Consider the following 13,618-nt stretch of genomic DNA (forward strand, 5'->3'; position numbering starts at 1 on the left):
CCCGTGCACCTGCTGCGGACCCAGCCCGGCGGCTTCGTGCCGGACGACAGTATTGCCGACCTTGGCCAGACACCCGCCGAACTGGTGATTCTCTGCAGCGGCGATTCGCACCTGGCGTTGCTCGCCGATACGGCCGAGCAACTGCCTGAGGATTTCCCCAGCCTGCGCCTGGCCAACCCGATGCAGGTGCAGAACCACGCTTCGGTCGACCTGTATGTCGACCAGGTGCTGCGCCACGCCAAGGTCATCCTGGTGTCGCTGCACGGCGGCGTCGGTTACTGGCGCTATGGCGTCGAGCAACTGGTCGAGCTGGCTGCCCGGGGCGTGCAGCTGATTCTGGTACCAGGCGATGACCGACCGGACCCGGAACTGACCCGCCTTGGCACCGTCAGTGGCGAGCAGGCCGAGCGCCTCTGGTACTACTTGCGCCAAGGCGGCAAGGCCAATGCCATCAACCTGTACAACTGCCTGGCCAACCAGTGGCTGGGCCGCGATTATGCCTGGGACGAGCCGCAACCCTTGCCGCGCACCGCTGTGTATCACCCGGCCAAGGGCAGTGTGGCACTGGAAGACTGGTACCCGCACTGGCACCCGGATTGCCCGGTGGCGCCGCTGCTGTTCTACCGCTCCCATTTGCAGGCGGCCAACACCGCGTTCATCGACGTGTTCTGCCAGCGCCTGCAAGCCGCTGGCTTGAACCCGTTGCCGATTGCCGTGGCCAGCCTAAAGGAAAGCGCCTGCCTGGACCAGGTCGAAGCCTGGCTGGACGAAGTCGGTGCCGAAGTGCTGGTCAATACCACCGGTTTTGCCCTGTCCAGCCCCGAACGGCCCAACCTGCGCCCGTTCCGCCGTGACATTCCGGTGCTGCAGGCCATCTGCGCGCAGGACAACCAGCCCGGCTGGGAAGCAAGCGAACAGGGGCTGGGTGCGCGCGACCTGGCCATGCACATCGCCTTGCCCGAACTGGACGGGCGCATCATCACCCGCCCGGTCAGTTTCAAGGACATGGCCTGGCGCAGCGAGCGCAGCCAGTCCGACGTGGTGTGCTACCGCGCCCACCCCGAGCGTATGGACTTTGTCGCCGAGCTGGCCCGGCGCTGGGTCGAGCTGGCGCGCCTGCCCAATGCCGAGAAGCGCGTGGCCCTGGTGATGGCCAACTACCCGACCCGGGATGGCCGCATCGGTAACGGCGTCGGCCTGGATACGCCCGCTGCTGCACTCAACATTCTTAAGGCGCTGCAGGCCGAAGGCTATCCGCTGGCCGATTTGCCGGGCAGCGGCACGCAAATGATCCACCAGCTGCTCGGCGGCGTGACCAACGACCTTGACCACCTCGACCAGCGCCCTTGCGCCCAGAGCCTGAGCCTGGCCGACTACCAGGCCGCCTTCGAGCGCTTGCCCGAGGCCAATCGCCAGGCAGTGCTGGAGCGCTGGGGGCCGCCCGAGCAGGACCCGATGTACCGCAGCGGCCGGCTGATGGTGGCCGGCTTGCGCTTTGGGCTGACCTTCGTCGGCATCCAGCCCGCCCGGGGCTACCAGGTAGACCCCAGCGCGGTGTATCACGACCCCGACCTGGTGCCGCCGCACGGCTACCTGGCGTTCCACTTCTGGCTGCGCCACGCGTTCGCCGCCGACGCGGTGATCCATGTCGGCAAGCACGGCAACCTCGAATGGCTGCCCGGCAAGGGCGTCGGCTTGTCGGCGCAGTGCTGGCCGGACGCGCTGCTTGGCCCGCTGCCGAACATCTACCCGTTCATTGTCAACGACCCGGGCGAGGGCGCCCAGGCCAAGCGCCGTACCCAGGCGGTGATCATCGACCACTTGATGCCGCCGCTGACCCGTGCCGAAACCTACGGCCCGTTGCGCCACCTGGAGCAACTGGCCGACGAGTTCTACGAAGCGCAGCTACTCGATCCGCGGCGTGCCCGCGAGTTGCAGCGCGACATCCTCGAACTGGTCAAGGTCAACCACATCGACCGCGAGCTGCAGTTGGAAGGGCAGTTGGATGATGCCGCCGTCTGGCTGCCGCGCCTGGACACTTACCTGTGCGACCTGAAGGAATCGCAGATTCGCGATGGCCTGCATGTGTTTGGCCAGTCACCAGAGGGGCGGCTGCGGCTGGATACGCTGCTGGCCCTGCTGCGGGTTGAGCGCGGCGACGGTCGTGGTGGTAATGCCAGCCTGCTGCGCGCCTTGGCCAAGGCCTTGGTGCCAGGCTTTGACCCGCTCGATTGTGAGCTTGGGCTGCCCTGGCAGGGCGAACGCCCTGAGCAGCTTCTGGCCATGAGCAGTCAACCCTGGCGCACCTGTGGCGATACCCGCGAGCGCCTGGAGCTTTTGGCGCAGCAGGTGATCGAGCAAGCGCTGGGCGGCACCCTGCAGTTGCCTGAACCGAGCGAATGGCAGCCGGTGCGTGACGTGGTGCACGCCTTGCGCGAAGCGGTGGCGCCCAGCCTGGATGCCTGCGGCGCTGCTGAAATGAACGGCCTGCTGGCGGCGCTGGCCGGGCGATTCGTGCCTGCCGGCCCCAGCGGTGCGCCCAGCCGTGGCCGCCTCGACGTGCTGCCCACCGGCCGCAACTTCTATACCGTGGACGTGCGCAACCTGCCCACCACCACGGCCTGGCGCCTGGGTTTCGCCTCGGCCAGCCTGATCCTTGAACGCCACCTGCAGGACCACGGCGATCACCTGCGCCAGCTTGGCCTCTCGGTGTGGGGTACGGCCACCATGCGCACTGGCGGCGACGACATCGCCCAGGCCATGGCGCTGATGGGCGTGCGGCCGGTATGGGCCACCGGCAGCCAGCGCGTTGACGATTTTGAAATACTGCCGCTGAGCCTGCTCGACCGCCCGCGGGTGGATGTGACCTTGCGCGTTTCCGGCTTTTTCCGCGACGCCTTCGGCAACCTTATCCGTCTGTTCGATGCCGCCGTGCAGGCGGTGGCCGCGCTGGACGAGCCTGACGACCTCAACCCCTTGGCCGCCCGGGTACGCAGCGAGCGTGCCGCGCTGCTGGCGCAAGGGCTGGACGCCGAGCAGGCCGCGCGGCAGGCGGGCTGGCGGGTGTTCGGCGCCAAACCCGGTGCGTATGGCGCCGGGGTGCAGAACGCCATCGACGGGCGCCTGTGGCACAGCCGCGACGACCTGGCCGAGGTCTACCTCAACCACGGCGGCTACGCCTACGGCGGCAGCGACGACGGCACCCCGGCCCGCGCCCAGTTCGCCCAGCGCCTGGCCAAGGTGCAGGCGGTGCTGCAGAACCAGGACAACCACGAGCACGACCTGCTCGACTCAAACGACTACTACCAGTTCCAGGGCGGCATGCTGGCAGCGTCGGAAACCTTGTCCGGGGCGCCGGTGGCCAGCTACCACGGCGACCACAGCCAGGCAGACCGTCCCCGCATCCGTACCCTGAAGGAAGAGCTGAACCGGGTAATCCGCGCCCGCGCGCTCAACCCCAAGTGGATCGACGGGGTCAAGCGCCACGGCTACAAGGGGGCCTTCGAGATGGCGGCGACGGTCGACAACCTGTTCGCCTTCGATGCCACAACGCACCTGATCGACGACCATCATTACCAGGGGCTGGCCGATGCGTACGTGCTCGACCCGGCGACCCGTGATTTTATGCGCGAGCACAACCCCGAGGCCCTGCGCGACCTTACCGAGCGCCTGCTGGAGGCCCAGCAGCGCGGGCTGTGGCAGGCGCCGGGCGAGTACCGCGAGGCCCTTGAGGAACAACTGCTCGACGGCGAGGAACAGGCTTGAAATGAGTGAACCCGTGCAATTTCCGCTGGCCGCCGTGGTCGGTGCCGACGACCTGAAGCTGGCGCTGTGCCTGACCGCCATCGACCCGAAAATCGGCGGCGTGCTGATCGAAGGGCCGCGTGGCATGGCCAAGAGCACGCTGGCCCGTGGCCTGGCCGACCTGCTCGGCGAGGGCCCGTTTGTCACCCTGCCACTGGGCGCCAGTGAAGAACGTCTGGTCGGGACCCTCGACCTGGATGCCGCGCTGGGGCAGGGCCGGGCGCAGTTTTCCCCGGGCGTGCTGGCTCAGGCCGACGGCGGCGTGCTGTATGTCGATGAGGTCAACCTGCTGCCCGACACACTGGTCGACCTGTTGCTCGATGTGGCTGCCAGTGGCACCAACCGCATCGAGCGTGACGGTATCTCGCACCGGCACAGCGCCCGCTTCGTGCTGATCGGTACCATGAACCCGGAAGAGGGCGAGCTACGCCCGCAGTTGCTCGACCGTTTTGGCCTGAACGTGGTACTGGAGGGCCTGCCTGAGCCGGAGGCCCGTCAGCAGATCATTCGCCGGCGCCTGGCCTTCGACAGTGACCCGCGGGCTTTCTGCACGCAATGGGCCGCGGCCCAGGCGCAGTTACGCGAGCGCTGCCAGGCGGCGCGCCATGCCCTGGCCGGTATTGCCCTGGATGACCAGGCGCTGGCCTGGATTACCGAGCGTTGCTACGCCGCCGGCGTCGACGGGTTGCGCGCCGACCTGGTGTGGTTGCGTGCGGCACGCGCCCACTGCGCCTGGCGCGGCTGTGCGGCCATCGAAGAAGTGGATGTCGAAGCGGTGGCCGAGTTCGCCTTGCGCCATCGCCGCCGCGTTACGCCCCAGGCCAACCCGCCGTCGGCGCCGCAGCCGCCTGACCAGCAGCCAGGCCAGCAAAGCGCTGGCAACGCGGGTGAACAGGGCGGGCAGGGCGACTGGGGGGCATTGCCGGCGCAACCTGTGGCCAGCGGCGCACGTCGCGAGGTGCCGAACTGGGCAAAAAAGCCCTGAGCATCCCCCAGTCACCTGCAAAAGGGGCGGATGCCAAAGCGGGCGCAGGCAAGCAGAACGGCGCCAGCCGTGGCCGCGCGCGCAGTGCAGCAAGCGGCCGGGTGGCCTGGCTGCCGACCTTGCTCAAAGGGCGGCCACGGCTACGCCAGGACCTGTGCTGGCAACAACGCCAGGCTAAACCGGCAGAGTTGTGGCTGGTGATCGTCGACGCGTCGGCCTCGACCCGCCGCCATCAGGCGTTGGCACACACCAAAGGGCTGCTGGTGGCACTGTTCGACCAGGCCTACCGCCAGCGCGCCCGCCTGGCCTTGCTGACCGCCAGCGGGCGCACACCGCAGTGGCAGCGCCACGGCCTGAAGGCCTCGGCAGCCTTGCAGCCATGGCTGCAGGCTTTGGGCGCCGGTGGCGGCACGCCGCTGATCGCTGCGCTGGAACAGGCCCGGCATTGGCTACAGGCGCGCCAGCGCGCCCATCCGGATGAAGCAGTACGCTGCCTGGTGTTTACCGATGGTCGCCTTCAGCACTGGAACGCCGTACAACCCATGCCCTGTACAACGTTGGTGGTGGACATGGAGTTGGCGCCGGTACGTGTTGGGCGTGCGCAACAGCTGGCCGAACAACTGCAGGCCGATTATCAGCACTTGCAACAGTTCAAAGTCGTGGACTGAACAGCAGGGTTGCGACACTGTGTCGCAACTGTGAAAGTTGCCAGAACAGCAACTTTGTATTTGACCAAGTGCGTGGCGCTGCACGCACTTGGTTTGCCGGGCACTGTTACTTTGGCATCGACCACGGTTGCAGGTCGTAACCTTTTTCGCACAGTTCGGCGCGCACTTCTTCGATCAGGCTGGCCCACTGGGCAGGGTCGGAGTAGATACGCGACGACACTTGCTTGCTGCCAATGCGGGTGCTGGTCCGGTCGATCACTGCCAGGCTCAGCTCACCAGTACCATTGGGTGCATCCCAGGCTACGCACTGGAAAGGTTCGAAGGCGTGGTCGGCAATCAGCAGTGCTTCGTTGACACGGAGCGGGGCATTCATGGTTCGGTCTCTCTATGGTCCCAAACATCGAAGTGAGTCCGCGTTGCTTCAAGGTCGCCTCAAGGGTTGCGAATTGCAGCGCGGGGTTATGTGTACTGATGCTCGTCCTCTGGGGGCAAGTCACACATTAGGTGTAAAATTTTTTGTCAGGCTTGAATCCGTTATTGCCTGCGCCGCCATGGGATGTCGTTAAAGTGCGAAAATTCCCGTGGGACATTGTAAAAAAATGCGTCAACAGACAGACGGTAGTGGGCACCGTCAACTTCGTTGCTACTGTTAAGCGAGCGCCACAACTTGCTGTTTTACTTCATAAAACCAAAAACTGGCGCCAAGGATCGGTTATGCAACAGCTTGCCGCTCAACGTCGTTTGCTCATCGTCGACCCGTGCGACGACTGCCACCAGCTGTTGCCTGGGCTGCGTAACGCAGGCTGGGATGTGGACAGTTGCATGCTCGCTGCCGCGCTGGATCATCCTTGTGATGTAGGGTTATTGCGATTGCAGGCTTCGCACCTGCGGCACCCGGACGCGGTCAAGGACATGATCAAGCGCAGTAACACCGAGTGGATCGCGGTGCTCAGTGCCGAACAATTACGCATGCCGGCCGTCGGCGATTTTGTTTGCGAATGGTTTTTCGACTTTCATACCTTGCCATTCGATGAGTCCCGGGTTCAGGTCACCCTGGGCAGGGCATTCGGCATGGCGCGGCTACGTGGCAAAGGGGCTGCCAGGGTGGACGAGGCGACCCACGAACTGCTCGGCGAAAGCCGGCCGATCCGCGAGTTGCGCAAGCTGTTGGGCAAGCTGGCGCCCACCGAGTCGCCCGTGCTTATCCGTGGTGAAAGCGGCACGGGCAAGGAACTGGTGGCGCGCACCCTGCATCGGCAGTCGCAGCGCAGCGACCAACCGTTCGTCGCCATCAACTGCGGGGCAATCCCCGAGCACCTCATCCAGTCAGAATTGTTCGGTCATGAGAAGGGCGCTTTCACGGGGGCCCATCAGCGCAAGACCGGGCGCATTGAAGCGGCCCACGGTGGCACGTTGTTCCTGGATGAGATTGGTGACTTGCCGCTGGAGTTGCAGGCCAATCTGCTGCGTTTTCTGCAAGAAAAGCACATCGAGCGGGTGGGCGGCAGCCAGCCGATTCCGGTGGATGCACGGGTCTTGGCCGCCACCCACGTAGACCTTGAAAGAGCCATCGAGCAGGGGCGTTTTCGCGAAGACCTGTATTACCGCTTGAACGTGCTGCAGGTGGTGACGGCGCCGCTGCGTGACCGGCATGGTGACTTGTCGATGCTAGCCAGCCATTTTGCCCATTTCTACAGCCTGGAAACCGGGCGCCGGCCGCGTTCATTCAGCGACCATGCCCTGGCGGCCATGGGCCGGCATGACTGGCCGGGCAATGTACGCGAGTTGGCCAACCGGGTGCGACGCGGCCTGGTCCTGGCCGAAGGCCGGCAGATCGAGGCGCAGGACCTGGGCCTGCAGACGTTGGACCAAGGGCAGCAGCCGCTGGGCACGCTAGAGGAATACAAGCAGCGCGCCGAGCGCCAGGCCTTGTGCGATGTGCTTAACCGGCACAGCGATAACATGAGCGTAGCGGCCAAGGTGCTGGGGATCTCCCGGCCGACCTTTTACCGCCTGCTGCACAAGCATCAGATACGCTGAATGAGCCACGAAACAATGGTCTGCGACACACCGCTGTGGGAGCGGACTTGCCCCGCGAACACCGGCAACGCCGGTGCCATGAACCGCGTCGCTGGCTTCGCGGGACAAGCCCGCTCCCACACTGACCACTGCCTGAAAATCAGTGTGGCGCGCGCACGATGGTCTTCAGCAGGTCTTCCGGGCTGATGTGCCCCACTACCTGAGCCACCGCACTGCCCGGGGTTGGCAGGTCGATGATGTGGCTTTTCATCTTGCCGACCACATGCATTTCGCACGGTTTGCAGTCGAACTTCAGGGTCAGCACTTCGTCACCCTGAATCAGCTGCATCGGCGCTACCTTGGTGCGCACACCGGTCACGCCCTTGGCCTGCTTGGGGCACAGGTTGAAGGAGAAGCGCAGGCAGTGCTTGGTGATCATCACCGGCACTTCACCGTGTTCTTCGTGGGCCTCGTAGGCAGCGTCGATCAGCTGCACGCCGTGGCGGTGGTAGAAGTCGCGCGCCTTCTGGTTGTACACGTTGGCCAGGAACGACAGGTGCGACTCGGGGTACACCGGTGGCGGCGAGGTCTCGGCCTTGCGCCCGCCACGCGGGTGCGCCTTGATACGCGCTTCGGTCAGCGCCTCGATGGCTTCACGGCGCAGGGCCTTGAGCTGCGAGTTGGGGATGAAGTAGGCCTGCGGCGCGTCCAGCTCGATGCTGCTGGCGTGGTACATCGTGGTCCCCAGCTGGCCGAGCAGGTCGTGCAACTGGTCCAGTGCCTGCTGCGGCTTGTTGGCCGTGCCGAACGGCCCGTCCAGGGCCACCTGCACGCTGACGCCTTCCTCGCTGCTGAGGGTGAGCATCAAGCGCTGCTCGCGCAGCACAGCATGCCATTGCACGCTAACCCGGCGCTCGGAAGAGGTGCGTTGCAGGGCCTGCTGCCAGTTGTGGTCAAGGTTGCGCGACAGCGGGTGGTTGGGCCGCAGCTTGTGCAGGCCTTCGGGCATTTCGTTTGGCTCAACGCGGTAGCGGTAGCGCTTTTGGCCGTCTTCCTCGAATTCGCCACGTGGTTCAGCGATGTTGGCGCGGAAACCCACCACTTCACGTTTGACCAGCACGTTCAGGCCGTCGCCGTTGGTCAGTGGCACCTCGGTGACCACTTGCATGTCACGCTTGCCGACCTTTTCCACCACACCCACCGGCAGGCCGGTGAAGGTGGGCGAGTCGAAGGCGCCGATATCGACTTTGCGGTCGGTCACGAAATAGTCGGTGCTGCCGCGGTGGAAGGTCTTGTCCGGGTCGGGCACGAAGAAGTGCTCGGTCCGGCCGCTGGACGCACGGGCATATTCCGGGCGGCCTTCGAGAATGGCGTCGAGCTCTTTGCGGTAGTGGGCGGTGATGTTCTTCACATAGCCCATGTCCTTGTAGCGGCCCTCGATCTTGAACGAGCGCACGCCGGCATCGACCAGGTCGGCCAGGTTGGCCGTCTGGTTGTTGTCCTTCATCGACAGCAGGTGCTTCTCGAACGCAACCACGCGACCCTGGTCATCCTTCAGGGTGTAGGGGAGGCGGCAGGCTTGCGAACAGTCGCCACGGTTGGCGCTTCGGCCAGTCTGCGCGTGGGAGATGTTGCACTGGCCGGAGAATGCCACGCACAGCGCACCGTGGATGAAGAACTCGATGGCAGCGTCGGTTTCGGCGGCGATGGCGCGGATTTGCTGCAGGTTCAGCTCACGGGCCAGTACCAGCTGGGAGAAACCGGCCTGGTCGAGGAACTTGGCCCGTTCCAGGGTACGGATGTCGGTCTGGGTACTGGCGTGAAGCTCAATCGGCGGGATGTCCAGCTCCATTACACCCAAGTCCTGCACGATCAGCGCGTCGACGCCGGCGTCGTACAGCTGATGGATCAGCTTGCGCGCAGGTTCCAGCTCGTTGTCGTGGAGGATGGTGTTGATGGTGGTGAACACGCGCGCATGGTAGCGACGGGCGAACTCGACCAGTTCGGCGATCTCGCTGACCTCGTTGCAGGCGTTATGGCGCGCGCCAAAGCTTGGGCCGCCGATGTAGATGGCGTCAGCGCCGTGCAGGATCGCTTCACGGGCGATGGCCACATCACGGGCAGGGCTGAGCAGTTCCAGGTGATTCTTTGGAAGGGACATATCGTTATATTTTCGGGCTGCCACGGTTTAGGCGGGCATTGTAGCGGTGAAACGGGCTGGCGGCATCATCGGGGTGCCGGGAGGTGTATTGCTGTTACCGGCCCCAACGCCGGCAAGCCAGCGCCCACAGGAGTTGCATAGGGCTTGAGGCCGATGCGGTCGAGGTGGGCGCTGGCTTGCCGGCGATAGGGCCCTTGCAGGTAGCTCAGCGCTTGGCAGCCATCGCCGTGACTTCTACGCGCATGCCGTCAAATGCCAGCGACGCCACACCCACGGCCGCACGTACCGGCCATGGCTTGCTGAAGAAGCGCTGGTACACCTCGTTGAACGCGGCACGGTCGGCCATGTCGGTCAGGTAGATGGTCAGGTGCAGCACGCGGTCCATGCCGCTGCCAGCCTTTTCCAGCGCCACTTTCAACGCCTGCAGGGTGCATTCGCTTTGCTCGACGATGCCGCCCAGCTCCAGGCTGCCGTCGGCGTGGGTCGGGATCTGGGTGGTGACCAGTACGCCGTTGAATTCGGCGACGTCGGACGAAATCGACTCGGCGTCCGGGTCCGGGGTGTAGATGATGTCTGCATGTGCCATGGTGTGTTTTGCCTTGCTACGGAAGGAAAACGGCAAGCCTACGCGAGCAGGCGCACCCGGTCGAGGGCACCCCGGTGTTTGAAATGCGCGACGTTCGCCGTCAGAATCGCGCCCATTGCAAAGCCAGGGGCACACTTTGAACGAACAGACTTTGTCCAGGCGCCTGGAGCGCGTGGCCGCACATGTGCCGCAGGGCGCGCGCCTGGCCGATATCGGCTCGGACCACGGTTACCTGCCGGTGGCATTGATGCTGCGCGGCGTACTCGAGGCCGCTGTAGCGGGTGAGGTGGCGCAGACGCCGTTCGCCTCGGCCCAACGCAACGTGCGCAGAAACGGCCTGCAAGACCGGGTCACCGTGCGCCTGGCGGATGGGCTGGCAGCGGTCGAGCCGCAAGACCGCATCTCGGTGGTCAGCATCTGCGGCATGGGCGGCGACACCATGTGCGAGATCCTCGAGGCCGGCAAGCAGCGCCTTGGTGGCATCACGCGCCTGGTACTGCAGCCCAATGGCGGTGAGCGTGAGCTGCGCCAGTGGCTGGCGGATAACGGTTACCACATCGTCAACGAAGAGCTGCTGCGGGAAAACCGCTTCGATTACGAGATCATCGTCGCCGAGCCGGGCAGGGTGGAATATAGCCCTGAGCAGCTGTACTTCGGCCCAGTGTTGATGCAGGAGAAAAGCGAGGCGTTTCTGGTCAAGTGGCGGCGCATGCTGCGGCAAAAGCAGCAGACCCTGGCCAATTTCCAGCGGGCTCGCGATGCGGTGCCTCAGGCGAAAATCGACGACTTCAATCAGCAGGTGGGCTGGATCACCCAGGTCCTGGCCTGACTCACTGCTGCGAGCAGTTGCCCATTTCGCGGTAGTCGATTTCGCGCTTCTGGCCCTGGTGGTCGACATACACCATGTGCGCAGTGCCGACCTGGCAGTCGGCGGCGTTGCTGGCGGGGGTGATGGAGATGACCTTGGCCACGTCCAGCGGCATGCCGTACTCATACGTGCTGCTGGCTGCCTTTGTACTGCCTGCATCAGCAAGGGCACCAAACGAGGCGAAGGCAGCAGCAACAGCAAGGACAGCGATCGAACGTTTCATGACAGGTTCCTTTTCTTGAATGTATGACTAATGATGTATTCATTGGTCATTCACAATAAATGGGCTGTTCCGTGATAGATTCCTGCCTGTAACGCAAGAATAAGACTGAACAAGGAGCACACTTTCATGGACATGCTGCATGCCATGCGTACCTTCGCCAGGGTGGTGGAATGTGGCAGCTTCGCTGCAGCCGCCAATGCGTTGGATATTTCAGCAGCGCAGGTTTCGCGTATCGTCGCCGAGCTGGAAAACCAGCTGCAGACCCGCCTGTTGCACCGCACCACCCGGCGGCTGCGCATGAGCGAGGCGGGCGAGCGGTTTCTGGAGCGCGCGCGGCAAATCATGCTGCTGACCGAAGAGGCGGTGGGTGAGGCCCGCGGTGCGCACCTCACGCCTCGCGGCCATTTGCGTTTGCATTGCCCGCACGGCCTGGGGCTGCTGCTGATGCCGCTGGTGGCCGGCTACAACGCACTGTGCCCGGAGGTGGTGATCGAGCTGACGCTGTCGCAGCGCAACCCTGACCCGCTGGCCGAAGGGCATGACGTGGTCATCACCGTGGACGGCGCGCTGCCGGACTCACAGCTGATTGCCGTCCCGCTCGGCAATATTTTCAGTATCCCCTGCGCAGCACCCAGCTATCTGGAGCGGCATGGGGTGCCTGAGCGCCCCGAGGACCTGCATGGGCACCGCTGCCTGCGCATGGCGTATCCCATGTATGAAGGTGACTGGGTATTCCCCCAGGGTGTGGACCAGTGTGTGATCACACCGAGTGACAACTTCTCCACCAACGTTGCCGATGCCATGCTGGTGGCCAGTGAATTGGGCATGGGCATTGGCCTGCTACCGTTCTATACGGCCAGCCAGGCGATCGAGCAAGGGCGGTTGTGCAGGCTGCTGGCGCCGTACCGCCTGCGCGAGAGCGCGCTGTATGCGATGTACCCGTCACGGCATTATCTGGATGCCAAGGTGCGGACCTGGATCGATTACCTCAAGGAGCAGTTGCCAGCGTTGTTCAAGGGGCATGCGCAGGTGGTGGATGATTCGCGGTACTGGCGTTGAAACGCAGATCCGCTTTCTTGTGAGAGCGGCCTTGTGCCGCGATTGGGCGCAAGGCCGCTCCCACAGATGGGGACCGCCGTACTACAGGGGGTAGTGCTTCAGCTCGCGTGCAATCAGCATGCGCTGGATCTCGCTCGACCCCTCATAGATCTGGGTAATCCGCGCATCGCGGTAATAGCGTTCCACCGGGTAATCTTCCAGGTAGCCATACCCGCCATGCACCTGGATCGCCATCGAACACACCCGCTCGGCCATTTCCGAAGCGAACAGCTTGGCCTGTGATGCCTCCGACAGGCACGGTTTGCCGGCGCTGCGCAGGCGGGCGGCATGCAGGATCAGCAAACGTGCGGCGTTTACCTGTACCTGCATGTCGGCCAGCAGGTTGGCGATGCTTTGGTGTTCGTTGATCGGTTTGCCAAATTGCACCCGGTCGCGCGAGTAGACCAGCGCCGCCTCGAAGGCTGCACGGGCAATGCCTAACGCCTGGGCGGCGATGCCGATACGGCCGCCTTCAAGGTTGGACAGGGCGATGGCCAGGCCCTTGCCACGCTCGCCAAGGATGTTGGCTGCGGGGATGCGGCAATTGTCGAAGGTGACCGCGCAGGTGTCGGAGGCGCGGATGCCCATCTTGTGCTCGCTGCGGTCGACCTTGAAGCCCGGGTTGTCGGTGGGCACCAGGAACGCCGAGAGGCCCTTCTTGCCCAGCTCCGGGTCGGTCACCGCGAAGACGATGGCCAAGCCGGCGCGGCGTGCATTGCTGACGAATTGTTTGGCACCATTGATTACCCACTCGCCATCGACCCGTTCGGCGCGGGTGCGCAGGTTGTGCGCCTCGGAGCCGGCCTGGGGCTCTGTCAGGCAGAAGCAGCCAATCACCTCGCCGCTGGCCAGGCGTGGCAGCCATTGCTGTTGTTGCTCGGCAGTACCGTAGGCCAGCAGAGGGCCGCAGCCTACCGAGTTGTGAATGCTCATCATCGCCCCGGTGGCGCCGCAGCCTGCGGCGATTTCTTCCACGGCCAGGGCGTAGGCGACGTAGTCGGTGTAGCTGCCGCCGAAGTCCTCTGGTACCACCATGCCCAGCAGGCCCAGGTCGCCCATCTTGCGCACCACGCCGTCATCGATCCAGCCGGCCTTTTCCCAGGCCTGGGCGTGTGGGGCGATCTCGCCGCGGGCAAAATCCCGGGCCATGTCGCGGATCATGATCTGTTCTTCGCTCAGTTCAAGGTCTTGCATCTGTGTACTCCC

The 13,618-nt window shown here is 64.5% G+C and carries 11 protein-coding genes; 6 read left to right on the forward strand and 5 right to left on the reverse strand.

Translation table 11 applies throughout. The features are described from left to right. The first annotated feature begins 3 nt into the window (after positions 1–3). From cobN to J3A71_RS14470, 3 genes are all read left to right on the forward strand, one after another. A complete protein-coding gene (gene cobN / locus J3A71_RS14460; RefSeq protein WP_096426147.1) occupies positions 4–3,765 on the forward strand; it encodes a cobaltochelatase subunit CobN in 3,762 nt (1,253 codons plus the stop codon). A gap of 1 nt (position 3,766) precedes the next feature. Further along, positions 3,767–4,789, forward strand: coding sequence for an AAA family ATPase (locus J3A71_RS14465; RefSeq protein ID WP_096426146.1), 1,023 nt, complete (start codon positions 3,767–3,769; stop codon positions 4,787–4,789). A gap of 101 nt (positions 4,790–4,890) precedes the next feature. Then, positions 4,891–5,457 carry a VWA domain-containing protein gene (locus J3A71_RS14470; RefSeq protein ID WP_096426145.1) on the forward strand — a complete coding sequence of 189 codons (567 nt, stop codon included), beginning with the start codon at positions 4,891–4,893 and terminating at the stop codon, positions 5,455–5,457. A 106-nt stretch (positions 5,458–5,563) separates the two neighbouring features. On the opposite strand, the gene J3A71_RS14475 is transcribed toward J3A71_RS14470, so the two are convergent. Then, positions 5,564–5,830: a hypothetical protein gene (locus tag J3A71_RS14475; RefSeq protein ID WP_013972506.1), complete on the reverse strand. Its 267-nt coding sequence runs from the start codon at positions 5,828–5,830 to the stop codon at positions 5,564–5,566. 341 nt (positions 5,831–6,171) lie between these two features. Here J3A71_RS14475 and J3A71_RS14480 point away from each other — a divergent pair, with 341 nt between their 5' ends. After that, the gene (locus J3A71_RS14480; protein ID WP_016487372.1) at positions 6,172–7,497 is read left to right on the forward strand and encodes a sigma-54 dependent transcriptional regulator; all 1,326 of its coding nucleotides are present in this window, start codon (positions 6,172–6,174) and stop codon (positions 7,495–7,497) included. A gap of 139 nt (positions 7,498–7,636) precedes the next feature. On the opposite strand, the gene J3A71_RS14485 is transcribed toward J3A71_RS14480, so the two are convergent. Further along, positions 7,637–9,637, reverse strand: a complete 2,001-nt coding sequence (locus tag J3A71_RS14485; protein WP_060518152.1) for a U32 family peptidase — start codon at positions 9,635–9,637, stop codon at positions 7,637–7,639. Positions 9,638–9,842: 205 nt separating this feature from the next. Then, complete coding sequence (locus tag J3A71_RS14490) at positions 9,843–10,223, reverse strand: RidA family protein (protein WP_016487370.1); 381 nt, start codon at positions 10,221–10,223, stop codon at positions 9,843–9,845. 136 nt (positions 10,224–10,359) lie between these two features. Between J3A71_RS14490 and J3A71_RS14495 the strand changes: the two genes are divergently transcribed. Further along, positions 10,360–11,052, forward strand: coding sequence for a tRNA (adenine(22)-N(1))-methyltransferase TrmK (locus J3A71_RS14495; protein WP_096426144.1), 693 nt, complete (start codon positions 10,360–10,362; stop codon positions 11,050–11,052). Between the two features lies 1 nt (position 11,053). Here the strand turns inward: J3A71_RS14495 and J3A71_RS14500 are convergent, their stop codons facing one another. Next, entirely contained in the window at positions 11,054–11,314 is a 261-nt protein-coding gene (locus J3A71_RS14500) for a DUF2790 domain-containing protein (protein WP_016487368.1), read from the reverse strand. A gap of 126 nt (positions 11,315–11,440) precedes the next feature. On the opposite strand from J3A71_RS14500, the gene J3A71_RS14505 reads away from it, so the two are divergent. Further along, a complete protein-coding gene (locus J3A71_RS14505; protein WP_096426143.1) occupies positions 11,441–12,373 on the forward strand; it encodes a LysR family transcriptional regulator in 933 nt (310 codons plus the stop codon). Between the two features lie 81 nt (positions 12,374–12,454). Here the strand turns inward: J3A71_RS14505 and J3A71_RS14510 are convergent, their stop codons facing one another. After that, complete coding sequence (locus J3A71_RS14510; protein ID WP_016487366.1) at positions 12,455–13,606, reverse strand: acyl-CoA dehydrogenase family protein; 1,152 nt, start codon at positions 13,604–13,606, stop codon at positions 12,455–12,457. Positions 13,607–13,618: the final 12 nt, after the last annotated feature.

Origin of the sequence: Pseudomonas sp. PvP089 (assembly GCF_017875165.1) — a bacterium.
Lineage (GTDB): Bacteria > Pseudomonadota > Gammaproteobacteria > Pseudomonadales > Pseudomonadaceae > Aquipseudomonas > Aquipseudomonas fortuita.